Annotated in this window: 20 protein-coding genes and 1 pseudogene; 4 read left to right on the top strand and 17 right to left on the bottom strand. The window is 69.3% G+C overall.

Going from position 1 to position 23814, the window contains the following annotated elements:
- On the bottom strand, nucleotides 1-1433 hold a 1433-nt coding region (locus tag AC07N1_RS18750), incomplete at its 3' end, for a glucose PTS transporter subunit IIA (RefSeq protein WP_494673156.1).
- Nucleotides 1434-1704: 271 nt separating this feature from the next.
- Between AC07N1_RS18750 and AC07N1_RS18745 the strand changes: the two genes are divergently transcribed.
- The 3 genes from AC07N1_RS18745 to nagA all read left to right on the top strand — a co-directional run bounded on the left by AC07N1_RS18745 (nucleotide 1705) and on the right by nagA (nucleotide 4686).
- Complete coding sequence (locus AC07N1_RS18745) at nucleotides 1705-2445, top strand: GntR family transcriptional regulator (protein ID WP_494673155.1); 741 nt, start codon at nucleotides 1705-1707, stop codon at nucleotides 2443-2445.
- Between the two features lie 97 nt (nucleotides 2446-2542).
- Complete coding sequence (locus AC07N1_RS18740) at nucleotides 2543-3550, top strand: SIS domain-containing protein (protein ID WP_494673158.1); 1008 nt, start codon at nucleotides 2543-2545, stop codon at nucleotides 3548-3550.
- The gene (gene nagA, locus AC07N1_RS18735; protein WP_494673154.1) at nucleotides 3550-4686 is read left to right on the top strand and encodes an N-acetylglucosamine-6-phosphate deacetylase; all 1137 of its coding nucleotides are present in this window, start codon (nucleotides 3550-3552) and stop codon (nucleotides 4684-4686) included. The genes AC07N1_RS18740 and nagA overlap by 1 nt, the downstream gene beginning before the upstream one ends.
- Nucleotides 4687-4778: 92 nt before the next feature.
- On the opposite strand, the gene AC07N1_RS18730 is transcribed toward nagA, so the two are convergent.
- From AC07N1_RS18730 to AC07N1_RS18670, 13 genes and pseudogenes are all read right to left on the bottom strand, one after another.
- Nucleotides 4779-7628 carry a TonB-dependent receptor gene (locus AC07N1_RS18730; RefSeq protein WP_494673153.1) on the bottom strand — a complete coding sequence of 950 codons (2850 nt, stop codon included), beginning with the start codon at nucleotides 7626-7628 and terminating at the stop codon, nucleotides 4779-4781.
- A 266-nt stretch (nucleotides 7629-7894) separates the two neighbouring features.
- A complete protein-coding gene (locus AC07N1_RS18725) occupies nucleotides 7895-8350 on the bottom strand; it encodes a chemotaxis protein CheE (protein WP_494673152.1) in 456 nt (151 codons plus the stop codon).
- The gene (locus AC07N1_RS18720; RefSeq protein WP_110118611.1) at nucleotides 8347-8949 is read right to left on the bottom strand and encodes a response regulator; all 603 of its coding nucleotides are present in this window, start codon (nucleotides 8947-8949) and stop codon (nucleotides 8347-8349) included. The genes AC07N1_RS18725 and AC07N1_RS18720 overlap by 4 nt, the downstream gene beginning before the upstream one ends.
- A gap of 7 nt (nucleotides 8950-8956) precedes the next feature.
- On the bottom strand, nucleotides 8957-9346 hold the full coding sequence (locus AC07N1_RS18715) for a DUF8776 family protein (protein WP_487289011.1): 390 nt from the start codon (nucleotides 9344-9346) through the stop codon (nucleotides 8957-8959).
- Nucleotides 9347-9351: 5 nt separating this feature from the next.
- A complete protein-coding gene (locus AC07N1_RS18710; RefSeq protein WP_494673151.1) occupies nucleotides 9352-9936 on the bottom strand; it encodes a chemotaxis protein CheD in 585 nt (194 codons plus the stop codon).
- Nucleotides 9933-10322 carry a response regulator gene (locus AC07N1_RS18705; RefSeq protein ID WP_007675655.1) on the bottom strand — a complete coding sequence of 130 codons (390 nt, stop codon included), beginning with the start codon at nucleotides 10320-10322 and terminating at the stop codon, nucleotides 9933-9935. The genes AC07N1_RS18710 and AC07N1_RS18705 overlap by 4 nt, the downstream gene beginning before the upstream one ends.
- A 3-nt stretch (nucleotides 10323-10325) precedes the next feature.
- The gene (locus tag AC07N1_RS18700; protein WP_494673150.1) at nucleotides 10326-11354 is read right to left on the bottom strand and encodes a protein-glutamate methylesterase/protein-glutamine glutaminase; all 1029 of its coding nucleotides are present in this window, start codon (nucleotides 11352-11354) and stop codon (nucleotides 10326-10328) included.
- 2 nt (nucleotides 11355-11356) lie between these two features.
- Nucleotides 11357-12235, bottom strand: a complete 879-nt coding sequence (locus AC07N1_RS18695; protein WP_494673149.1) for a CheR family methyltransferase — start codon at nucleotides 12233-12235, stop codon at nucleotides 11357-11359.
- Nucleotides 12235-12699 carry a chemotaxis protein CheW gene (locus AC07N1_RS18690; protein WP_110118616.1) on the bottom strand — a complete coding sequence of 155 codons (465 nt, stop codon included), beginning with the start codon at nucleotides 12697-12699 and terminating at the stop codon, nucleotides 12235-12237. The genes AC07N1_RS18695 and AC07N1_RS18690 overlap by 1 nt, the downstream gene beginning before the upstream one ends.
- 4 nt (nucleotides 12700-12703) lie before the next feature.
- A complete protein-coding gene (locus AC07N1_RS18685; protein ID WP_494673148.1) occupies nucleotides 12704-15007 on the bottom strand; it encodes a chemotaxis protein CheA in 2304 nt (767 codons plus the stop codon).
- 53 nt (nucleotides 15008-15060) lie between these two features.
- Nucleotides 15061-15426, bottom strand: a complete 366-nt coding sequence (locus AC07N1_RS18680) for a response regulator (protein ID WP_058347355.1) — start codon at nucleotides 15424-15426, stop codon at nucleotides 15061-15063.
- Complete coding sequence (locus AC07N1_RS18675) at nucleotides 15423-15707, bottom strand: STAS domain-containing protein (RefSeq protein ID WP_370443997.1); 285 nt, start codon at nucleotides 15705-15707, stop codon at nucleotides 15423-15425. Before AC07N1_RS18675 ends, AC07N1_RS18680 begins: the two co-directional genes overlap by 4 nt.
- Nucleotides 15707-17724, bottom strand: a pseudogene (locus AC07N1_RS18670) (methyl-accepting chemotaxis protein). Before AC07N1_RS18670 ends, AC07N1_RS18675 begins: the two are co-directional and overlap by 1 nt.
- Before the next feature lie 301 nt (nucleotides 17725-18025).
- Here AC07N1_RS18670 and AC07N1_RS18665 point away from each other — a divergent pair.
- On the top strand, nucleotides 18026-18337 hold the full coding sequence (locus AC07N1_RS18665; RefSeq protein ID WP_110118619.1) for a hypothetical protein: 312 nt from the start codon (nucleotides 18026-18028) through the stop codon (nucleotides 18335-18337).
- Between the two features lie 251 nt (nucleotides 18338-18588).
- On the opposite strand, the gene AC07N1_RS18660 is transcribed toward AC07N1_RS18665, so the two are convergent.
- The 3 genes from AC07N1_RS18660 to AC07N1_RS18650 form a co-directional block, all read right to left on the bottom strand.
- Nucleotides 18589-20178 carry a methyl-accepting chemotaxis protein gene (locus AC07N1_RS18660; protein WP_494673147.1) on the bottom strand — a complete coding sequence of 530 codons (1590 nt, stop codon included), beginning with the start codon at nucleotides 20176-20178 and terminating at the stop codon, nucleotides 18589-18591.
- 121 nt (nucleotides 20179-20299) lie between these two features.
- Nucleotides 20300-21448 (bottom strand): acyl-CoA dehydrogenase family protein, encoded by a 1149-nt coding sequence (locus AC07N1_RS18655; protein ID WP_494673146.1) that lies wholly within the window; start codon nucleotides 21446-21448, stop codon nucleotides 20300-20302.
- Nucleotides 21449-21532: 84 nt separating this feature from the next.
- The gene (locus AC07N1_RS18650) at nucleotides 21533-23806 is read right to left on the bottom strand and encodes a S8 family peptidase (protein ID WP_494673145.1); all 2274 of its coding nucleotides are present in this window, start codon (nucleotides 23804-23806) and stop codon (nucleotides 21533-21535) included.
- Between the last annotated feature and the right edge of the window lie 8 nt (nucleotides 23807-23814).

Genomic DNA, 23814 nt, shown 5'->3' with positions numbered 1-23814 from the left:
CCAGGACCGACGGCGACCAGGGCCGGCAGGCCCATGGCGGCGGCCAGGATGGCCACGTGCGAGGTGGGGCCGCCGCGGGCGGTGGCGAAGCCGGCCACCCGTGTCGGATCCACGCCCATCAGCTGCGAGGGCAAAAGCTCGTCGGCCAGCAGGACGGCGCCGGCGGGCAGGGCGCAGGCGGTCTCTTCTTCGAGGCCCAGCAGGACCCGCAGCACCTGGCGCTCCAGATCGATCAGATCATCGACCCGCTCGGCCAGCCGCCGGTCGCCCAAACCTTTGAGCGCCTCGACATAGCCGCCGACGGCGCGGCTCCAGCCGAAACCGGCGCTCTTGCCTTCGCCGATCAGCTTGCGCGCGGCGGCGGTGAGCTCGGGGTCTTCGAGGAAGGCCAGGTGCGCGGCCAGGATCGCCTTGCGCGCGGCCTCGCCGGTCTCGGCGGCCAGGGCGATGCGGGCGCGGACGGCGTCCAGCGCCCTATCCAGGGCGGCCAGCTCGGCGGCGACGCCCTGCCCCGCTTCGGCCACGGTGATCTCTTCCACCGCCAGCCGCACGGCCTGGCCGATCGCCAGCCCCGGCGCGGCCATCACCCCGCGCAGCACGCCGGGCTCTGCGGGCTCCGAAGGGGCCAGGACGACCGGAGCTTCTTCAGCGACCTTCGGCGCGACCTCGCCGGCCTTCTCGCCCATGCCGCCTTCGATCAGGGCGGCGACGGCATTGACGGCCGCTGCTGCGTCAACGCCCGACCCGACGATCGAGACGTGGTCGCCCAGCTTCACGGCCAGGGCCATCACCCCGACCGGGCTGCGGGCGCTCGCCCGGCGGCCGCCGGCCACGATCGCGACGTCGGCGGCAAAGCCCCGCGCCATCTCGGCGATCCGCGCCGCCGGACGGGCGTGGATGCCGTGCGCCAGCGGCACGACCAGCTCGCGGGAGATCTCCACCTCGGCGGCCGTCTGGACCACCGCCGCGCCGGCCACCGGGACCAGCTCCATCAGGAACCCGCCCGCCGGCGTCTCTTGGTCCTGCGTCCGCCGGACGATCGAAAACGCCTCCGGATTGGTAATGACCACCGGCGTGATCAGGCTCTTGGCCCGCCGCGCCAGCAGATCCAGATCAAAGCCGATCAGCGCCTCGCCAGCCTTCACCGCCTGGCCCTCGACGACGTGGACCTCAAAGCCCTCCCCGCCCAGCGCCACCGTCTCCAGCCCCACATGCATCAGGATTTCCGCGCCGTTCACCGCCCGGATCGTCACCGCATGCCCCGACCGATGCACGCTCACAACCACGCCGTCGCAAGGAGCCGCCAGCACCGACCCCACCGGATCGATCGCCACCCCGTCCCCCAGCATCCGCTGCGCGAACACCGCATCCGGAACCTCGTCCAACGGCCCCGCCCAGCCCTGCAAAGGCGCGTGAAGAACCAGACCCGACATCGACGACTCCCCCGTAACGTGTCGCAGCGCGGCCGGTCCCGGCGCACTTGCATCTCTTGATCGAAGGCTGAGCATAGATGCCATTTTAATACCACTCAAAAAACGGACACCGGCACCCGAAGCCGAAAATCGTTTGACACAAAAGCGATTTATCGCCCTGGTGCGAATTATAGGATCAAAGCGGCGGGCAAAAAGGACTTAGATTGGTATGTGCGCAGTGAGATGCCCCGAAACGCGGCGCCTGGCTCCACTCGAGATGGAAATCTAGCCCATGCTGCTCTCCGAACGCATCGGTCCGATCCAGACCGCCGCCTCCGCGCCGCTCTATCTGCAGCTCCAGCGCGCCCTGCGCGACGCGATCCAGCACAAGATCCTGACGCCGGAAGACGCCCTGCCGCCCGAGCGCGACATGGCCGAGGACTTCAACGTCTCGCGCATCACCGTGCGCAAGGCGCTGGAGGGCCTGGTCAGCGAGGGCCTGCTCACCCGCCGCCAGGGCGCGGGCACCTTCGTGGCCTCGCGGGTCGAGAAGAACTTCTCCAAGCTGACCTGCTTCACCGAGGACATGATCTCGCGCGGCCGCAGCCCGCACAGCGAGTGGCTGGCCAAGATGGAAGGCTCGGTGACGCCCGAGGAATCGCTGACCCTGGGCCTGTCGCCCAGCACGCCGGTCTATCGCTTCCACCGCATCCGCTATGCCGACGGCGCGCCGATGGCCGTCGAATATTCGACCATCGCCGCCTTCGCCCTGCCCTCGGTCGAGGTGGTCGAGCACTCGCTGTACGAAGCCATGGCCGACGCCGGCTACCGGCCGGTGCGGGCGCTGCAGCGCCTGCGCGCGGTGCTGATCACCCCGCAGCACGCCACCCTGCTGGGCGTGAAGGCCAAGGACGCCGGCCTGCTGGTCGAGCGGCGCGGCTTCCTCAAGGACGGCCGGGCCGTCGAGATCACCCAGTCCTACTACCGCGGCGACACCTACGACTTCGTGGCCGAACTCAACGACCCCGCCTGATCCCTCCCCCCCTCTTTTGTTTTTGTGTCCTGGAGTACGGCCCGTGACAGCGCAGCCCCTTTCCCATGTCCAAACCCTGACCGCCGAAGCCACGCGCATGTTCCAGGAGGCCGGCGAGGCCTCGGGCGTGGTCGCCCGGCAGCTGGCGGCCAATGCGGAGGCGGCGGCGACGATCGCGCAGCGGCTGAGGGCGGCTCCGCCCCGGGCCGTGGTCACCTGCGCGCGGGGATCGAGCGACCATGCGGCGACCTTCGCCAAATACCTGATCGAGACCCGCGCCGGCGTGCTGACCTCGTCGGCGGCGCTGTCGGTGTCGTCGGTCTACGCCGCGCCGCAGGACCTGGAGGGGGTGCTGTATCTGGCCATTTCGCAGTCGGGGAAGAGCCCGGACCTGCTGGCGGCGGTCGAGGCGGCCAAGCAGGGCGGCGCGTTCACGGTCGCTTTGGTCAATGACGAGAGCTCGCCGCTGGCCCAGTTGGCCGACGCGGTGCTGCCGCTGCACGCCGGCCCGGAACTGAGCGTCGCGGCCACCAAATCCTACATCGCCGCCCTCGTGGCCATCGCCCAGCTGGTCGCGGCCTGGACTCAGGATGAGGACCTGACCACCGCCCTGACCGCCTTGCCGCAGGGCCTGGCGGCGGCCTGGGAGCAGGACTGGAGCGCCGGCATCAAGGCCCTGTCGGGCGCGACCAACCTCTACGTCCTGGGCCGCGGCGTCGGCTTCGGGATCGCCCAGGAGGCGGCCCTGAAGTTCAAGGAGACCTGCGGCCTGCACGCCGAGGCCTTCAGCGCCGCCGAGGTGCTGCACGGTCCCATGGCCCTGGTGAAGGACGGCTTCCCGGCCCTGGTGCTCGCCCAGCAGGACGAGACCTACGCCTCGACGCTGAAGATGGCCCAAGGCCTGGCCGAGCGCGGCGCGACCGTGCTGCTGGCCGGCGGCGAAGTCGCCGGCGCGACGACGCTGCCTTCCGCATCGGACCATCCGCTGCTGGAGCCGATCCTGCTAGTGCAGAGCTTCTACCGCATGGCCGCCGGCCTGTCGGTGGCGCGCGGCTACGATCCCGACAGCCCGCCCCACCTCAACAAGGTGACCCAGACCGTCTGATGCCCGTCACCGCGCTCTTGAATGCTGAGATCCTGACCCCGGCCGGCGTCGTCGCCGGCCAGGCCCTGCTGATGCGCGACGGCGTCATCGCCGGCCTCTTGGCCCACGCCGACATCCCGGCCGACGCCGTCGTGGAAGACCTGGCCGGCGGCCTGCTGGTTCCCGGCTTCATCGACACCCAGGTCAATGGCGGCGGGGGCGTCCTCTTCAACGACGCGCCCACCGTGGAGACCATCGCCGCCATCGGCGCGGCCCACCGCCCCTATGGCACGACCGGCTTCCTGCCGACCCTGATCAGCGACGACCTGCACGTCGTCGACGCGGCGATGCGGGCCACCGAGCAGGCGATCGAACAGGGCGTGCCCGGCGTGCTGGGCGTGCATATCGAAGGCCCGTTCCTCAACGCCCAGCGCAAGGGCATCCACGACGCCGGCAAGTTCCGCGTCCTCGACGAGGAGGCGATCGCCCTGCTGTCGTCGCTGAAGCGCGGCAAGACACTGGTGACCCTCGCCCCCGAGACCACGACGCCCGACATGGTCGCCCGCCTGGCCGACGCCGACGTGGTGGTGGCCGCCGGCCACACCAACGCCCGCTACGAGACCGTCCGCGCCGCGCTCGAAGCGGGTCTGACCGGCTTCACCCACCTCTTCAACGCCATGTCGCCGCTGACCAGCCGCGCCCCCGGCGCGGTGGGCGCGGCGCTGGAGAGCCAGTCGGCCTGGTGCGGCATCATCGTCGACGGCCGCCATGTCGATCCGGCCACGCTGAGGATCGCCCTGCGCACCCGGCCGCTGGACCGTTTCATGCTGGTCACCGACGCCATGCCCACCGTCGGCATGGCCGACAAGCGCTTCGTCCTCCAGGGCCAGCAGATCACCGTCGAGGACGGCGTCTGCGTCGGCCCCGGCGGCACCCTGGCCGGCTCCGACCTCGACATGATCGGCGCCGTCCGCAATGCGGTGGACATGCTGGGCCTTGGCCTGGAAGACGCGGTGATGATGGCCGCCGCCGCTCCGGCCGCGTTCCTGGGCCTGTCGGCCACGCGCGGCTCGATCGCCCCGGACCAAGCCGCCGACCTCGTGCTGCTCGACGGCGAGCGCAACGTCGTGCGCACCTGGATCGACGGGCGGGAATAGGCCCGGCCACGAAAGAAGAAGGGCGCCGGTCCCCCGACCGGCGCCCTTCCCTGCCGCCCTCCCCCAAGGGCGGCTCTCGAAAGTCCTAAGCCCTAGAACTTGTAGCGGACGCCCAGCAGAACCTCGCGGCCGGTGTGGTGATAGACCACCGGCATGTTCTGCTCGCCGCTGAACTGGTCCTGATACTCGTCGGTCAGGTTCACCCCTTCCAGGGTGATCTTGAACTGGTCGTTCAGGGTGTACTGCAGCGAGGCGTCGACGTTGAAGGTCTCGTTGGTGCCGTCATAGAGCACCGGCGCGGCCGTGGTGTTCTCCTGGCCCAGCACGCGGGTCAGGTACTTGTCGCGGTACGAGGCCGAGACGCGGGCGCTGAACTTGGCGTCCTCGTAGTAGAGGGTGGCGTTGTAGCCGTTGCGCGACAGGCCGGTCAGGTCGCCGGTGGCGACCACGGCGCCGGCCGAGTTGACGTACTTCACGTCCGACTTGACGTAGGTGTAGTTCAGCAGGACGCCGGTGTTGGCCAGCGCGCCCGGCAGGAACTTGAACGGCTGCTGATAATTGACCTCGAAGCCCTTGACCTTGCCGCCGTCGGTGTTGACCGGGGTCGAGAAGTTCCATTGCGCCGAGGGGCTGCAGCCGGTGGTCGTGCCGCAGGCGGCGATGGCCACGCTGTCAGGGATGCCGAACGGATTGCCGGTGAAGGTGGTCGAGGTGGTGACCGTCTGCACCAGGCTGCCGATGTCCTTCTGGAACAGGGCCAGAGACAGCAGGGCCTGGCTCTGGAAGTACCATTCGAAGGCGATGTCGTAGGTCTTGGCGCGGAACGGATCCAGGTTCGGGTTGCCGGCGGTGACGCTGCGGGCGGTGCCCGAGACGCTGACCGTCGAGCCCGGGGTCAGGCTGCCGAGGTCCGGACGCGACATCACCTTGGCCGCGCCGAAGCGGATCAGGAAGTTCTCGGTCGGCTCGACCACCAGGTTCAGGGCCGGCAGGGTGTCGTCATATTCGCGGCCGGCCGTGATGCCGACCGGCGAGCCGCCGACATAGGTGAAGCCGCGGGCGTACTGCTTGGTCTTCACGTAGCGGACGCCGAGATTGCCGCGCACGCCGACGCCGCCGATCTCGGTGCGCAGGTCGCCCTGCAGATAGGCGCCGCGATCCTCTTCGGAGACGCCGCGGTTGTTGCCCAGCGACGGCTCGGCGCCGAGCTTGAAGGCGCCGCCATAGGCCGACTGGTCGTAGAGGCTCAGCACGCTGGCGGCCTTGGCCAGGTCCGGGATGACGGTCTGGACGCCGTTGAAGGTGGCCAGGCGGCTGAAGCTGGCCAGCGACATCGCCGCGATGGCCGCCGGGATCACCGTTTCCTGGTTGGTCGTGGTGCCGACCGTCCGGCGCATCTCGGTGGTTTCGAACTCGTACTGCTTGAAGTTCAGGCCGCCGCTGATGCTCAGGGCGTCGTTGAGCTTGTATTCCGCCCAGGCCTGGGCCGTGTCGTAGGTGTTGACCGCCGACTGCGGGCGCAGGCGGATCTGGGTCAGCTTCCACTTGGTCGGGTCGGTCAGGGCGGCGTTGCCGTAGCTGAACTTCGGATCGCGGCTGTCGGTGTAGTCGTAGCTGTAGCCGTCGACGTTGAAGTAGTCGAAGCGCAGCGTCGTCTGGACCGGGTTCTGGTGGTCCGACTTGGAGTGGCCGACGAAGCCGTGGATCGTGAAGTTGTCGCTGATCTGGTGGTCGCCGGTCAGCGAGAACTGGGTGAACTTGGTGTCGAGCTTGTCGAAGCGGTTCTCGACGGCCAGGTCGACGTCGTCGAACGTGCCCTTGACCATCACGCCGTTCTCGATGGTGCGCGCCGTCACGTTGGTGTCGGCGATGCCGCAGCTGCTGGCCACGTTGGCGGCCGTACAGGCGCCGCCGGTGCTGAAGGACGGGGCCTCCAGATAGGTCTCCTGGCGCGTGCCCTTGAAGTCGGCATAGAGGGCGTCGAACGACAGGGTGGTGCCTTCGAACGGCTGGAACTGCAGGGCCAGGGTGGCGCCCAGGCGCTCCTGGTCGCTCTCGAAGCGGTCGAGGCGCGGGAAGCGCGGGTGGAAGGCGGCGTTGTCGGCCACGGCCTGGGCCGAGGGGTTGACCGTGGTCGGCAGGCCCGCGCCGTTGTTGACGGCGTCGAAGCCCGGCGAGAAGGCGTTGCCCGTGGCCCAGCGCACGGTGCTGTTGCCCTCTTCGAGGATCTTGCGCTTGGTGTAGGCCACCGAGAACAGGGCCCCGAAGCGGCCGTCCTGCCAGGTGTTGGAGATCATGAAGGCGCCGCGCGGCGTGGCCTTCTCGGCGAGGTCGTTATAGCTGCCCTGCAGCGAGGCCGACATGGCGAAGCCGTTGTAGTCGAACGGACGCGCGGTGCGCAGGTCGACCGTGGCGCCCAGCGAGCCCTCTTCCACCGACGCCTCGCCCGTCTTGCGCACGGTGATCGAGTTGAAGAGGTCCGAGGCGAAGATGTTGAAGTCGAACGAGCGGCCGCGGTTGGTGCCGCCAGAGGCGTCGGCGCCGCCGGCCGTCGTCAGGGCTTCCATGCCGTTGATGCGCACGCGGGTGAAGGTGGGACCAAGGCCGCGCACCGAGATCTGACGGCCTTCGCCGCCGTCGCGCGCCAGGGCCACGCCCGGGATGCGCTGGATGGATTCGGAGAGGTTGAGGTCGGGGAACTTGCCGATGTCTTCGGCCAGGATCGAGTCGGTCGCCGCGGCTTCCTCGCGCTTGACGTTGAGGGCCTTGGCCAGGCTGTTGCGGAAGCCCGTGACCACCACCGCCTCGACTTCGGAATTCTCGGTCGTCGCACCGGCGTCCTGCGCCATGGCCGAGCCCGCGGCCGCCAGGGCCAACGCCACCGCGCCGGCCGACACGCCGATCTTCAGAGCGCGCAGGCGCGCGTCATGTCCGTAAGACATCCAGTCCTCCTCCCATACGTTTCGTTGCGACGCGGTCTCACAGACCTCGTCGTGGCGTCGAAACGACCGCGCGTCCTTCCCACGCGGCCGCTCTCGGCCGTCATTATGGAAACCGGTGTCATTGGCATTTGCAACGCCCTGACACCGGTAGCAACTAACGCGTAACAAACACCGGAGGGCGTATCAAGGCATGGGACCGGTAACAGTTGCATTGACCGGCGCGAACGTGGCGCCGGCGCTACGCTAGGATCGACAAAGGCGCGATTTCAGCGCTGGGCGACCTTGTGCAGGCCGTCGAGCATGCCCCGGCGCTGCTCGGCCGGCAGGACGGCGCCCATGTTGCGCAGCAGGCGCAGGGCCGACAGGTGGACGTCGACGGCGTCCCAGCGCCAGGCGCCGGCCTCGGCGCAGTTGTCGACCAGGGCGCACAGCGACACCGCCGCCTCGTCGACCCCGGCGTCGGCGGCGAAGCCGGCCACGTCGATGATCTTCAGGGTCAGGGTGTAGAGCGTCTCGAAGTCCTCGCCCGCGCGGCCGGCGGCCGTGGGGCCGAAGCGCGCCTCGATGGCTTCCAGGGCCTCGTCCAGGGCGGCGAGCGAGCTGTCGCGCAGCATCTCGACATTGGCCTCGGCCGCGGCGACCGCGTCCTTGGCCAGGATGCCGCCACGATCCTTGATCATGGCGGCGAGGCGGTTGGGGGGCCGGAACTTGCGGACGGTCATATCTGCACCTTCGCGACCTTCATCAGGCTGTTGATCTCTTCCTGCGACATGTTCGGCTCCTGAGCGTCGCCGACCTCCCCCGCCAGGTCGTCCTTGCGTCGGCCGTCCGTCCCCGGCGGCGGCCCCTCGTGCTTGAAGCGGCGATCGGGCCCGACGTACGTGTCGCACTCGATGAAGGCCCGCTCCTCCCGCGCCACCCAGAAGATCCGCTCCAGCAACACCTTGGGCGTGATCGGCTTGGCGACGGTGAAGTTGGATCCGGCGTCGCGGTTCTTGAACACCTGCGAGGTGCGGGTGTGGCCCGTGACCAGGATCACCGGAACATAGCGGTTGGTTTCGGGCCCCTCGCGGCGGAGCCACTGGATGAACTCGTAACCGTCGACCTCGGGCATCTGCACGTCGCTGATGATCAGGTCGAAGGTGTGGATCTTGATCAGGGCCTGGGCGTCTTTCACCGACTCGGCGCGGTGCAGGGAGCGCACGCCGAAGCCGGAGACCACGCCCGACAGGATGTCCAGCGACGCGCCGTTGTCGTCGAGCACCAGCACGGTGGCCCGCTCGAGATTGATCCGAGTCGATGGATTTAGCGGCTCGGGCATCGACGCCTCAGAAGAAGTCGAGTTCGCCGGCCTCGGCGCCCCAGCCCGCATGGTCCTTGTCGGAACGCAGACGGCCCACCAGGTCGGCCAGGCCCAGGCCTTCGAGCAGGGGCTCGATGGCCAGGTTCCATTCGCCGGACGCATGCTGGCCGATGCGGGCCAGCACGTCCGACAAGCCGTGCAGCCGCTGGCTCAGTTCGTCGAGGGCCTGCAGGCGGGTGATGTTCTCGAGCGCCGCGCCGCCGGTGGCCAGCTCGCCCGCCACGTGCTCGCAGTCGCGGCAGATCATCGCCGCGGCCGCCAGCTCGGCCGCCAGCCGACGCGACAGCTCGCCCACCGGAAGCTGATGATCCGGGGAGACGATGATATCGGCGGCGGCGGTCGACGTGGCGGTCATGAGGTCTAGAACAGCTCCAGGTCGCCGGCGTTGGACGCGGGCTGAGGAATCGGGGCGGGACGACGCACTTCTTGCGGCGCATTGTCGACGGCCACAAGGCGTTGGCGCACCCGGCCGGTGACCGGCCAGAACTCGACCCGGCGGGCCGAGACGCCGCCGACGCTGGACGACACGATCGGGATGCCTTCGTCGCGCAGGAAACGCTCGGCGAAGGCCGCGTTGCTGGCGCCGACGTCCGACAGGCTGTCGAACAGCTTGCCGCCGCCGAAGATCTTGGCTTCCAGCCGCTCGCGGCGGGCGCCCTTCTTCAGCAGGCCGTTGATCAGCAGTTCCATGGCGTAGGCGCCGTAACGCACCGCGTCGCCGCCGCTGCCGCTGCCGCTGCTGCGGCCGTCGCCCGCGTCGGGCAGCAGGAAGTGGTTCATGCCGCCGACGCCGGCCTGCGGATCACGGATGCAGGCGGCGATGCACGAGCCCAGCACCGTGGTCATGACCACGTTCGGGTCGGTCGAGACATGGCTTTCGCCCTGGGTCACGTGGACCTTGGTCGCGCGCAGCTCGTCGTCGTGAGAGTAGTCGCGCCCGATCATGTCAGTTGTCCGAAAACTTGTTCGATCTTGTCGCGCAGACCCTGCACGGTGAACGGCTTGACGCAGTAGTTGTTGACGCCGAACTGCACGGCGCGCTGAACCAGCTCGCGGTCGGCCCGGCCGGTCAGCATGACGAAGGCCGTCTGCCGGATCGGCGGGTGCGAGCGCACGGCGCGCAGCAGGGCCAGGCCGTCCATCTTCGGCATGTTGAAGTCCGAGATGACCAGGTTGGCCGGCTTGGCCAGCAGGTTCTTCAGGGCCTCTTCGCCGTCGGGCGCCTCGCGGATGTCCTTGAAGCCGATCTGCTGCAGGGCGTTCCGGATCAGCGCCCGCATGGTCAGCTGGTCGTCGACGACGAGAACGGAAATGGTGCTTGCTTGGGGCATGGTCTATCGCCTCGCGGAGGCCAGATCGAGAATGGATTGGCCGATGGAGGACAGGGAAACCTGCTTCTCCACGGCCCCGAGTTCAAAAGCGGCGCGAGGCATGCCGTAGACGACGCAGCTGGCCTCGTCCTGGCCCACCGTGCGGGCGCCGGCCTGGCGCATCTGCAGCAGGCCCTGGGCGCCGTCGCGGCCCATGCCGGTCAGGATCGCGCCCACGGCCTTGTCGCCGACGGCCTGGGCCACCGAGCGGAACAGCACGTCGACCGAGGGGCGGTGGCCGCTGACCGGGTCGCCGGCCGTCAGGCGGCAGCGCAGGCCGGCCGAGCGGACGACCTCCAGGTGCGTGGCGCCGCCCGGGGCGACATAGACCTTGCCGACTTCCAGCAGCGCGCCGTCGGTGGCTTCCTGCACCTTGGCCCCGCTGGCGCGGTCGAGGCGCGCGGCGAAGCTGGCGGTGAAGGTCGCCGGCATGTGCTGGGTGATGACCGTCGGCGGGCAGGTCTCGGGAAACTGGGTCAGGATCGACAGCAGGGCTTCCACCCCGCCGGTCGACGAGCCGATGGCCACCACGTCGCCGGTCGGCACGTAGGCGCCGCGGCGAACCGGGGCCGGCGCGGCGTCGGCCTTGGTGCGGACCGAGGCGCGGGCCGCGGTCTTCACCTTCTCGGCGACTTCCGCCAGGGCCTCGGCGGTGCCGGTGGCCGTGGTCGGCTTGCCGACGCAGTCGACGGCGCCCAGCTCCAGAGCGCGCAGGGTCATCTCGGCCCCGGCCTGGGTCAGGCTGGAGACCATGACCACCGGCATCGGCCGCAGGCGCATGATCTTCTCGAGGAACTCGATGCCGTTCATGTTCGGCATCTCGATGTCGAGAGTCACGACGTCCGGGTTCAGGGCCTTGATCATGCCCCGGGCCTCGAACGGGTCGCCGGCGGCGCCGACCACCTCGATCTCGGAGTCGCGGTTGAGGGCGGCCGTGATCAGGCCGCGCATGGTCGCCGAGTCGTCGACGACGAGGACGCGAATCTTGGCCATGCTCAGACCCCCGTCTTGCGATAGGCGGTCAGGCCGCAGCTCTCGAAGCCGCGCACATTGGCGCCGACGCGTTCGGAGTGGCCCACATAGAGCTTGCCGCCCTGCCCCAGCAGAGGCTGAAAGCGGCTCCAGACCCGCTCCTGGGTCGGTTCATCGAAATAGATCACGACATTCCGGCAGAAGATGGCGTCGAACGGACCCTTCATCGGCCAGGACGGGCCGTTGAGGTTCAGTTCGCGGAAAGCGACCAGGCGGCGGGCGGACTCGCAGACGCGATAGGCCCGGCGGTCATTCGAATCGCGCTCGAAGAACTGGCCCCGCTGAGCCGGCGAAATGCCTTCCAGCAGGTGTTCGTCGTAGACGGCCTGACGGCCGGTCGCGAGCACGTTGGTGTCGATGTCGGTGCCCAGGATGCGGATGTCCAGCTCGGCCGCATTGGGCCAAACAGACAGCACCGTGAAGGCCATCGAATAGGGTTCCTGGCCCGACGAGCTGGCGGCGGACCACAGGCGCAGGCGGCGGCCGGCGCGCACCTGGTCGGCGATCGGCTCCAGGATGTTGGCGCGCAGGTCGTCGAAGTGGTGCGGCTCGCGGAAGAAGCGGGTGACGTTGGTCGTCAGGGCCCGCAGCATTTCCTGGCTCTCGTCATGACCCTGCTCGCTGGTCACGAAGGCGCAGTATTCCTTGAACGAACGCAGGCCCAGGGCGCGCAGGCGCTTGGCCAGGCGTGAATAGACCAGCGTGGCCTTGGTGTCCGGCAGGCTGATGCCGGCCATGCCGTAGAGGATCTCGGCGATACGCTTGAAGTCCTGGGTGGTGAAGGCGAACTCGCCGTCGACCAGGGCCTCGCGCCGATCAGTGGAGGAGGGAGCGAAGGTCATCAGGCGGCCAGGGCCTCGCGCTCGGGCAGCAGGCGATCGAGCGAGATTTCGCTGATCATCCGGCCGTCGATGGAAATGATGCCGCGGATGAAGTTGCGAACCATGTCGCAAGCCAGATCCGGGGTCGGTTGAACGAGATCGTCGGTGATCGACAGGATGTCCGACACCGCGTCGACCAGCATGCCGATCATGCGGTCGCCCGCCTTGACCACGATGAACACGCTGCGGACGGTCGGCTCGACCATCGGCATGCCCAGGCGGCAGGCCAGGTCCATGATCGGCAGCACCGCGCCGCGCAGGTTGATGACGCCGCGCATGTAGCCGGGCGACTGCGGAAGCGTCGTGGCCGGGCTCCAGCCGCGGATCTCGCGGACGGCCATGATGTCCACGCAGTATTCTTGGTCGCCGACCCGGAAGGAGATCAGCTCCCGGCGCTCGCCCGTGGTGATGATTTCTTCGGTCATCGGCTTATTCCGCGGCGATCAGGGTGGGTTCGACGGGACGGGGCGGCTCGCGGCGACGCAGGCTGATCACCGCGTCGACGTCGAGGATGAGGGCCACGCGGCCGTCGCCCAGGATCGTCGCGGCGGCCACGCCGTCGACCTGCTGGTAGTTCTGCTCCAGCGACTTGATGACCACCTGGCGCTGGCCGTGGATGGCGTCGGCCACCAGGGCGGCGCGCGAGCCGTCTTCACCCTCGACCAGCAGCACGACCCCTTCGGTCGGCGGCGGCGAGCTGTCGCGGTAGCCGAGGGTCAGGCCGACGTCGATCAGCGGCACGAAGCTGTCGCGGACGGCCAGCACGGCGCCGACCGGGCCCAGCGGGCGAACTTCTTCCGGCTTGGGACGCAGGCTCTCGACGATGGCGGCCAGCGGCACGACCAGGGTCTCGCCGGCGACGTCGACCACCATGCCGTCGAGGACGGCCAGGGTCAGCGGCAGGCTGAGGCTGAAGGTAGAGCCATGGCCCGGACGCGAGGTGATCGAGATGCGGCCGCCAAGGGCCTGCACCGAGCGCTTGACCACGTCCATGCCGACGCCGCGGCCCGAGACGTCCGAGATCTTGTCGGCGGTCGAGAAGCCCGGGAGGAAGATCAGGTTGTCGATCTCCTCGTCGGTCAGCTGCAGCTCCGGCGAGATCAGGCCCTTCTTGATCGCGATCGAGTGGACGCGCTCGCGGTTGATGCCCTTGCCGTCGTCGGAGACCTCGATGACGATCCGGCCGCTGCGGTGCAGGGCGGCCAGGCGCACGACGCCTTCCGGGTTCTTGCCGGCCGCCTTGCGCTCCTCGGGGCTTTCCAGCCCGTGGTCGATGGCGTTGCGCAGCATATGGGTGATCGGGTCGGACAGACGCTCGATGACCGTCTTGTCGACCTCGGTGTTCTCGCCGTCCATCACCAGGCGGGCCTGCTTGCCCGTCATGCTGGCGACTTCGCGGACCAGGCGCGGCATGCGCTGGAACACCGACTTCACCGGCTGGGCGCGGATGGCCATGACGCTGTCCTGGATCTCGCGCGTCAGCTGTTCCAGCTCGTCGAGGCCCATGGCCAGGTTGGAGGACGGGGCGATGCCGTATTCGCCGACGCGCTGCGCCAGCATGGCCTGATTGATGACCAGCTCGCCGACCAGGTCGATCAGGCGGTCGATGCGCTCGGGATCGACGCGGATCACCGACTGGCCCGGGCCCGGGACGTCGATCTGCTGGGTCTTGGCGGCGGCGGCCGGAGCAGCCGGAGCCGCGGCGGCCACGGGGGCCGGAGCGGCGGGCGCGGCGACCGGAGCCGGAGCGGCCTCGACGACCGGCGCGACGGCGACCGGCTCGGGCGCGGCTTCGACCGGCGCGGGTTCGAAGGCTTCGACGACCGGAGCGGCCTCGATCGCCGCCGGCGCGGGGGCCGGGGCGGAACCGGCCAGCAGGGCGGCCAGGGCGTCGTCGGACGCCACGGCTTCACCGCGGGTGATTTCCAGGTCGCAGTCGCCGTCGACGAATTCGAAGACTTCGCGGATGGCGTTCTCGTCTTCGTCGGTCTCCAGGCGGACGGTCCAGGTCGCATAGGCGGCCTCGGCGTCCAGCTGGTCGAGCGGCGGGATGGCGCTGGCGTCCAGCGTGGCCTCGATCGGGCCCAGACGCGCCAGTTCGCGCAGCAGCAGGGCCGTCTCGTTGGCCTTGCGGTAGAGGTCCGACTTCGGGCGGATCGACACCGTCCAGACGTTGCCCGCGGCGGCGGCGACGTCGGCCGCCTGCTCGTCGATGGTGATCGTCATCGGCTGGAAGTCGAAGCCGAGGTCGTCGTCGTCCAGGGCGTCGTCGGCCCCGATCAGCGCCTCGGCGACCGGCGCGGCCGAAGCCGCGACGACCGGAGCGGCGGCCTCGACCGGCGCGGCGTTCGGGTCGGTGCAGGCCTTCAGCTCGGCGGCCATCGAGGCGGAGACCGCCTCGTCGACGTCGCCCAGCCCGCGGGCCGAGCTGACGTGGTCGGCCAGCACGTCCGAGGCGCGCAGCAGAGTCACCACCAGGTCCGGGGTCGCAGGCACCTCGTTGGAGCGCACGGCGTCGAGCAGGGTCTCGAACACGTGGGCGAAGCGGACCAACGGCTCGAGGCCGAAGGCGCCGGCGCCCCCCTTGATCGAGTGGACGGCGCGGAACACGGCGTTGACGGTGTCGCCATCGTCGTTGCCGTCCTGCATGGCCAGGAGCCCGCCTTCGAGGTCGGCGAGCAATTCCTCGCATTCCTGGAAGAAGGTGACCTTGATGGCCTCTAACTCGTCCATTCCAACGTTCCTAAAACGAGAGAGTCTTCAGTGCCCGGTAAGGGGAAACGACGTCAGGCCGCGACGCGGCGGATGGCGTCGACCAGCTTTTCGGGGTTGAACGGCTTGACGATCCAGCCCGTGGCGCCGGCGCGACGCGCACGGTCCTTCTTGGCCGGGTCGCTTTCCGTGGTCAGCACCAGGATCGGGATGGCGCGATAGTCGTCGTCGACCCGCACCGCCTCGATGAAGCCGAAGCCGTCGAGCTTGGGCATGTTGATGTCGGTGATGATTACGTCGGGGCGATGGGCCGAAAGAACTTCCAGCCCGTGCTCGCCGTCGACAGCTTCGACGACGTTGAACCCGGCGCCGGCGAGGGCCATGCGCAGCATGTCCCGCATCGTCCGGGAATCATCGACCGTGAGGACCGTCCGCGTCACGATTGAACTCCATGGATATCCGCCGAGAGGAGCGCCCCTTCGGCGCCGAATAGACGGGTGGTTTCGACAAAGGCCTCCGAAGGGGCCCGGATAGAGAAGGACTTTCCGTCCGCCGCCCAGGCGGTCTTGGCCGCGAGCAGCACCTGCAGGCACAGGCCGCCGAGGCGCCGGACGTTGCCGGCCTCGACCTCGACCGCCTCGCCGCGGCGTTCCAGGAACGCCGCCTTGAGGGGGCCCGACGCCTTCAGATCAAGCGTCTCGGGCAGCGAAAGGACAGTCATCAAAACTCCTCCCAGCCGTCGCTGACCGGGGCGGCCGCTGCGGCGGCTCCACCACGGCCAGGCCGGGCGAAGGCGCCGAGCCGGGCGCGTTGCTCGGCGACGGGGTTGCGGGCCGGCGAGTCGACATGGACGTCGGCTTCGCGCGGGCGTTCAAAGCGTTGGGTAGAACCTTCACCCACACGGAAGCGACCGATCAGGCGCACCAGCTCCGCGGTCTCGCCCTTCAGCGAGTGCGTCGCGGCGGTCGATTCCTCGACCATGGCGGCGTTCTGTTGGGTCACCTGATCCATCTGGTTGACGGCGGTGTTCACTTCGTTGAGGCCGGTCGCCTGCTCGGCCGCCGAAGCGGCGATCTCGGTGACCAGGGCGTCGATCTCGCCGACCTTCACAACGATCCGCTGCAGGGCTTCCCCGGTCTGGCCGACCAGGCTCACCCCGGCAGAGACCTGCTGGGTCGACGACGAGATCAGGGTCTTGATCTCCTTGGCGGCCTCGGCCGAGCGCTGGGCGAGCGCGCGGACTTCCTGGGCGACGACCGCGAAACCACGTCCCGCTTCGCCCGCCCGGGCGGCCTCCACCCCGGCGTTGAGCGCCAGGAGGTTGGTCTGGAAGGCGATCTCGTCGATCACGCCGATGATCTGGCTGATCTGCTTGGAGGAGTTTTCGATTTCGCCCATCGCGGACACTGCCTGATGGACGACCTGACCGGAATGCGTCGCTTCGCCACGGGTGGTCGAAACCACGTCCGAGGCCTGGCGGGCGCCCGAGGCCGTGCGGCGCACGGTGGCGGTCAGCTCGTCGAGGGCGGCGGCGGTCTCTTCCAGGCTGGCGGCCTGTTGTTCGGTGCGGCGCGAGAGGTCGTCGGAGGCGTGGGCGATCTCGTCGGCACCGGTGCGCAGGCCGTCGGTGGAGGCCGCGATGACCTTCACAGTGTCCTGCAGCTGGGCGATGGCGCCGTTGAAGTCGTCCTTGAGCTTGGCGTACTCGCCCGGGAAGGCGGCGGTGACGCGGAAGGTCAGGTCGCCCGAGGCCAGGCGCTCCAGGCCCTCGGCCAGCGAGCTGACGACCAGGGCGCTCTCGCGGGCGGCGGCCGCGGCGGCCTCCTCCTTGGCGCGGCGCTCGTCGGCGGTCAGGGCGGCGGTCTTCTCCTGCTCGGCGCGCAGCTGCTCGAGATGCAGCTGGTTGTCGCGGAAGACCTTCAGCGAGCGCACGATGGCGCCCAGCTCGTCGCCGCGGGTCAGGCGCTCCAGGTCGATGGTGTTTTCACCCTTCGACAGCTTCTCGGTGGCGCCGGCGATGTCGCCGATCGACTTGCGGACGTTCATCACCGTCAGGAAGGCCAGAGCGGCCACCGAGGCCAGGGTGATCAGCGAGAGGATGACCGTGATGCTGATCGCGGCGGCGGCCTCGGCCTGCTTCTTGGCGGCCTGGGCGACGACGCGGGTGTTGGCCGCGGCCACCACCTGGTCCAGCTGGGTCGTCATCTTGGCGTATTGTTCTTCGAACGGCGCGATGAAGCCGACGGCCATGTTGAAGTCGACGCCGATCATGCCGCTCACCGTGTCGATGGCGCTGCGGCATTCCTCGAGCGACTTGATCAGCTCGGCGATCTTCGGCTGCTCGCTGGCCGGCAGCTTGCTCTTCAGAGCCCCCAGCTCCTTCTTGACCGACTCGGTCTCGGCCAGCACGGCGGCCATGCGGGCGTCGTTCTTGTCGACGTCGATGTTGCCGGCCTTGTGGGTCATCACGGTGTAGAGTTCACCGTTGATGTTCGAGATGCGCTTGGAGAGCTTCTGGATCTCCATGTTCTGGGCCATGTCGTTCTCGACGACCTGGCGCAGCGCGGCGGACTGGCTCTTCTGGATCATGATCGCCCCGCCGGCCATCAAGGCCAGCATCACCAGGGCGAAAGCCGGTGCGAAGCCGATTTTTATGATCAACGGCAGATCGACTAGTCGAAAGCGCTTCATCTCGAGATCCCCTCCAAGCGACGGCCGTGCCCACGGACCGCCTGCAATGAGGTCGGATCATCACGATAGATTCCTAATAGTTCCTGACTTTGGTTAAGAACGATGGCCGCACCTTGTCGCACCCCCCTCCGGCCGCGCGTGCGCAGGCGCGTTCCGCGCGCATTTTGAGTCTAGAGAGGGGCAATTGCGGCGACTTGGCGCCAGCCGCAAGTCACCTTGGTTATCGACAAGTAAATATCGATTATTCTTCGCTGACTCAGACTATCTTAACTCGCGGCTGCGAGAAGGTGCATGCGTCCGGTTGGCGCAACGTCCAACGGACGAAGAAAAAATACTAGGAGCAGCGGGATGAAATATCCGATCGCTATTGCCGCGGGAATCGCCGGCAGCTTTTTCGTCGCTCAGGCCGCTTCGGCCGCCGGCGGCTTCGAAGATCAAATGGGCCGTTGCCTGCAGCAATTCGCCAACACCAAGGACGCCGCCCAGGTGATGCTCGAGTGCACCGCCGACGCCGGCAAGCTCTCGGCTTGCAAGGTCGTCGACAACAGCGCGGCCGGCAAGGGCTTCGACAAGGCCGCCATGTGCATCGCTGAAAAGCTGCCGATGGGCGCCAAGACCGGCACCGTGAAGGTTCCGTTCCGCTTCCCGGGCGGCGCGTAAGTCTTACGCGCCTACCCAACGGGGGTCCAAGCGCCTCCGCTGGTCCAGGCCGGCGTCTCCCAGACGGGAAACGCCACGGCCGGACCGGCGGGGGCGTTTTGCTATTTAAACACCTGCGCCCAAAGACTAGACAGCCGCCGCCCAAGAAAAAGGCCCGCCTTGCAGGGCGGGCCAGGGTCTAGGAGGGAGAACGCAGCGAAGAAACGTCCGGAGCGCGCTACGCTACGCCGCGCCCGGTCACCGACAAAAACTCAGTACTCTTCCCAATCCTGGTCGATCGCGACCGCGGTCGAGCCGCGCGACACCGCCGCGCCGGGACGGGACGCCACGCGGGCGGCCGCGGGCGGACGCGGCGCGGGCCGCGCGACCGGGGCCGGAGCCGCCTGGCGGGAAGTCTTGAAACCGCCGATCAGGCGCGTCAGCTCGGCCGACTGGCCTTTCAGGGAATGGGTGGCGGCCGTGGTCTGCTCGACCATGGCGGCGTTCTGCTGGGTGACCTGGTCCATCTGGTTCACGGCGATGTTGACCTGGGCCAGGCCGCTGGACTGTTCCTGGGCCGAGGACGAGATCTCGCCCACCAGGCCGTCGATCTCACCGACCTTGTCGACGATGCCGCGCAGGGCCTCGCCGGTCTGGCCGACCAGGGCCACGCCCGCCTCGACCTGCTTGGACGAGGCGCCGATCAGGGTTTTGATCTCCTTGGCCGCTTCGGCGGAGCGCTGGGCCAGAGCCCGTACTTCCGAAGCCACGACCGCGAAGCCCTTGCCCGCGTCGCCGGCCCGGGCGGCTTCGACGCCCGCATTCAAGGCCAGAAGGTTGGTCTGGAAGGCGATCTCGTCGATCACCCCGATGATGTTGCTGATCTCGCGCGAGCTGGTCTCGATCTCGCCCATGGCGGCGACCGCGTCGTTGACGACCACGCCCGAACGCTCGGCCTCGGTCTTGGCGCCGGCCACCACGTCGGAGGCCTTGCGAGCCCCGGCGGCCGAACGCTTCACCGTAGCGGTGATCTCGTCGAGGGCCGCGGCGGTCTCTTCCAGGCTGGCGGCCTGCTGTTCGGTGCGGCGCGACAGGTCGTCGGCGGCGACGCCGATCTCGTCGGCGCCCATGCGGATGCCGTCGCTGGCCTGGGTCACGGCGGCCATCGCCTCCTCCAGCGTCGCCACGGCGGCGTTGAAGTCGCCCTTCAGCTTCTGGAAGTCGGCGGCGACCTCGATATCGAGACGCGAGGCCAGGTCGCCTTCGGCCAGACGGGCGAGCGCCTCGCCCAGGGCCTGGACCGCCACGGCCTGGCTGCGTTCGTTGGCCTGGCGCACCTCTTCGAGGCGCCTGCGCTCGTTTTCGATGGTCTCGAGATAGATCGAGATCGCGAAGTCCATGTCGAGCATCACGGCCTTGATCAGGGCCGAGACGGCGTCGCCCGCCTTGTCGGCGCCGTCGCCCTTGGCCATGAAGCCCTTGGGCCAGGCCTCCTTGATCGCCGCCCGCGCCAGGTGCTCGCTGACCATGGCGTAGCCGCCGATGTACCAGCGCGGCTCCAGGCCGATGCGGGCGTGGGTCTCGCCGATCTTGCGCACGGCCGTGACGTAGGTGTCGCTGAACTCGGCCTGGGCGATCACGCCCCAGTGCGCCTTCTGGCGCGAACCGGCCGCGTCCATGTGGCGCTCGTCGCCGAAGAACTTGCGGGTCTCGGGCGTCGCCTTGACCTTGTCGTAGAAGCCGGCCAGCGCCGGTCCGATCTCGCGCTCGATGAGCGGACGCAGAGCCCGCAAAGCCGCACGGGCTCGATCGTCGAGACCCATGAACGCAACGCGGTCGCTCAGTGCGTAGTCCTGGCTCATCTGGCCGTTTCCCCGATCTGGAATATCGAGGTTAAATCTCACGGCTGATGGTTAATGGCAGTACAACTTTTCCCGTTATGAGCGCGTCATACCGCCGCACTCTCGCCGGATGTGCTTGCGACTATCCGCCACGACGCAGGGTTTCTCTGGCGATGACCAGCTGCTGGATCTGGCTGGTGCCCTCGTAGATCCGGAAAATCCGGACATCTCTGTAAAGGCGCTCGATGCCGTAGTCGGCGACATAGCCGGCGCCGCCGAAGATCTGCACCGCCCGGTCGGCCACCCGCCCGACCATTTCCGAGGCGAACAGCTTGGCGGCGGCGGCCTCCAGGGTCACCCCCTCGCCCGCATCGCGCTTGCGGGCGGTCTCCAGCACCAGGGCCTTGGCCGCCAGGGCCTCGGTCTTGCTGTCGGCCAGCATCGCCTGGATCAGCTGGAAGCTGGCGATCGGCTGGCCGAACTGCTTGCGCTCGGAGGCGTAGGCCACGCAGTCGGCGATCAGCCGCTCGGCCACGCCCGTGCAGACGGCGGCGATGTGCAGGCGGCCGCGATCGAGCACCTGCATGGCGACCTTGAAGCCCTCGCCTTCCGCGCCCAGCCGGTTCTCGACCGGCACGCGCACATTGTCGAAGGTGACGTCGTGGATGTGGGCGCCCTGCTGGCCCATCTTCTTCTCGGCCTTGCCCACGTGCAGGCCCGGCAGGCCCGCCTCGACCAGGAAGGCCGACACGCCCGAGCCGCCCTTGGCGTCCGGATTGGTGCGGGCCATCACCGTGAACAGCGAGGCCTTGCCGGCGTTGGTGATGAAGCGCTTGGTCCCGTTCAGCACATAGGCGTCGCCGTCGAGGGTCGCGCGGGTCTGCACCGCGGCGCTGTCGGAGCCGGCCTCCGGCTCGGTCAGGGCGAAGCTGGTGACGGTCTCGCCCGAGGCGATGCCGGGCAGCCATTTGGCCTTCTGCGCCTCGGAGCCGAACATCACCAGGCCCTGGCTGCCGATGCCGACATTGGTGCCGAACACCGAGCGGAAGGCCGGCGAGGCGCGGCCCAGCTCGATCGCCACCAGCGCCTCGTCCTCCATCGACAGGCCAAGGCCGCCGTACTCCTCGGGGATCGACAGGCCGAAGAGGCCGAGGTCGCGCATCTCGGCGATGACAGCGTCGGGCACGGCGTCGTTCTCGGCCACCTGGGCCTCGATCGGCCGCAGCCGTTCAGCCACGAAGCGGGCGACCATCTCGAGCAGCTGGTCGCGGGTCTCGCGGTCGAGGGCCATGGCGGTTCCTTCCTGTCAGTCGTCGCGTCAAACGATCGTTTTATTCGCCGACTGTACCCGCCGCTCGCGGGAATGGAAGAGCCGTCAGAAGCGGGCCCGATAGGTGGCCGCCAGGTTCAGTTCCGGATCGGCCGAGGCGTCGTGCCCCGGCTGCAGGGCCACGCCGCCGCGCACGCTGAGCCGCCGCTCGCCGCCCAGCGACTGCTCCATGCCCAGCCGCAGGTCGATCTCGCGCCCGTCGGGCGAGGCGCTGAACCGGCGGGTCGAGTAGGTCAGCGGGTCCTCGTAGGACAGCGGCGCGTCGGCCAGGGTGGCGGTGAAACGGCCGCGCTCGACGCGCAGCGGCTGGCTGATCTCGAAGGTCAGCTGGGCGCAGGACCAGCCGATCAGGCCGCAGTCGGCGGCCGCCATCAGGCGCCAGGCGCCGCTGACCGCGCCGTCCAGGCCCAGCAGTCCGCCCTGGGCCGACATCCGCCCCATCGAGGCCTCGGCCCGCAGGCTGACCCCGGGGCGCGGCGACAGGTCGAAGGCCGCGGCGGTGAAGCGGGTCGAGGTCGGCAGGGCGAAGGTCGAGCCTGGCGCCAGGAACGACCCCAGCGGCCCCAGCGGCTCGTCCAGGGTCCCGGCGGTGACGCTGAGCACGCCGCCGGCGAGCGCGGTCTGGCCCGTGGCCGCGACGTAGCTGGAGGCCTTGATCTCGGTGGTCTGCATCGGGCGGCGGCGCACGGCCTCGCCCTGCTCGGCGCTGAAGGCGAAGCGGCCCAGGCGCACGGCGGCCTGCACCGTCTGGTCGGGATGGGCGACGAGGCGGAAGGCGTCACGGCCCTCCGGACCGGCAGGGGCCGGCGCGCCGCCCTCGCCCTTCCACGTCGAGAAGCTGAAGCGCCCGAAGGCCACCTGCATCCGCGCCGAGCGCATCGGCTGCGGCCCCAGCAGCAGGTCCGGCGCGCTGGCGTTGGGGGTGTCCTCGAACAGCGGCGCCTCGGCGCTGAAGGCCAGCTGCGCGCCGGCCAGGCTCGGGCCGCCCAGCACCACGGCGCTGGAGGCGGTCGGCGGCGGCAGGTCGCCCACGCCGCGGCGCGAGGCCCCCGGCACGGAGCCGGCCAGGTCGACGACGAAGCGGCGGTGATAGTCGTCGGTCAGCACCGTGGTCAGGGCGTCGGTGCGCGCCAGGGCCCGACCGAACGGACCGGCCAGGCTTGTCCCCGGCTCGTTGGTGTCGAGCGCGACCGTCTCGCCCTCGCCCACGGCCAGGCTGCTGGTCCCCACCGGCTGGAAGGCCCGCGTCAGGTCGAGCGAGCCTCGGCCATAGGTGCTGTCGGTCCCGGCGTCGCCGAGGTCGGCGGCCGTGCGCAGCAGGATCGAGACCGCGTCGCGGCCGGAGATGTTGGGGAAGGCCTGCAGCAGCAGGGCCAGGGCGCCGGCCACGTGCGGCGCCGAGAACGAGGTGCCCGAGATCCGCCAGCAGCTGCCCGTCGTGTCGCAGTCGGTGATCACCTGGTCGCCGGGAGCGACGATGTAGCCGGCCGCCGCGACCCCGGCCTTGTTGGAGAAGCTGGCCAGGGTTCCGCTCTGCGACAGGGCGCCGACGGCCAGCAGCGAGCCCTGGTAGCGGGAGTCGACCGCGTAACGCGCCGGCCAGCCCGGATCGGTCTCGCCGTCGTTACCGGCCGAGGCGGCGATGACCACGCCGGCGGCCGTGGCCCGCGACAGGGCCGCCTCGAAGGTCGAGCCCAGCGGCGTCTCTCCGCCGAGCGACAGGTTGATCACCTTGGCCCCGTTGGCGACCGCGTAGTCGATCGAGCGCGCCAGGTTGCTGGAGGTGAAGATGCACTCCTCGCAGCTGGGATCGGTCGAGGCGGTGTCGGCGCGGATCGACAGGATGGTCGAGCCGTAGGCGACGCCGATCGTGCCCGCGCCGTTGAAGTTGGAGGCGATGATCCCGGCCACCCGGGTGCCGTGGCGGTCGGCGTTGGCCAGCTCGTTGCGGCCCGTGACGATGTCGGTCGAGGCGGCCGACACCCGGCCGGCCAAGTCGGCCTGGGATTGGTCGACGCCGGTGTCGACCACCGCCACCGTGATCCCCGAACCGGTGTAGCCGGCGTCGTAGGCGGTGTTGGCGTGGATCGCGGCCAGGCCCCAGCTGCGCGTGTACTCGGCGCTGGTGACGCTGGGAGGCGGCGGAGGCGGGGGTGGAGGCGGCGCGGGCGGCGTGACCGGCGTCGTCATGCCCGTCGACGGACCGCCGCCGCCTCCGCCGCCTCCGCAGCCGGTGAGCAGCAGCGCCCCGCCCATGATCAGGGCGACGGGCCAGAGGCGCAGAACGGAGATGCGCGGGATACGGTCGAGATCGCTCATCAGAACCC

It is taken from the genome of Caulobacter sp. GW821-FHT09B11, from assembly GCF_059418205.1.
Note: the sequence above shows the minus strand (reverse complement) of the source record. Positions and strands in the feature narration are given on the sequence as shown.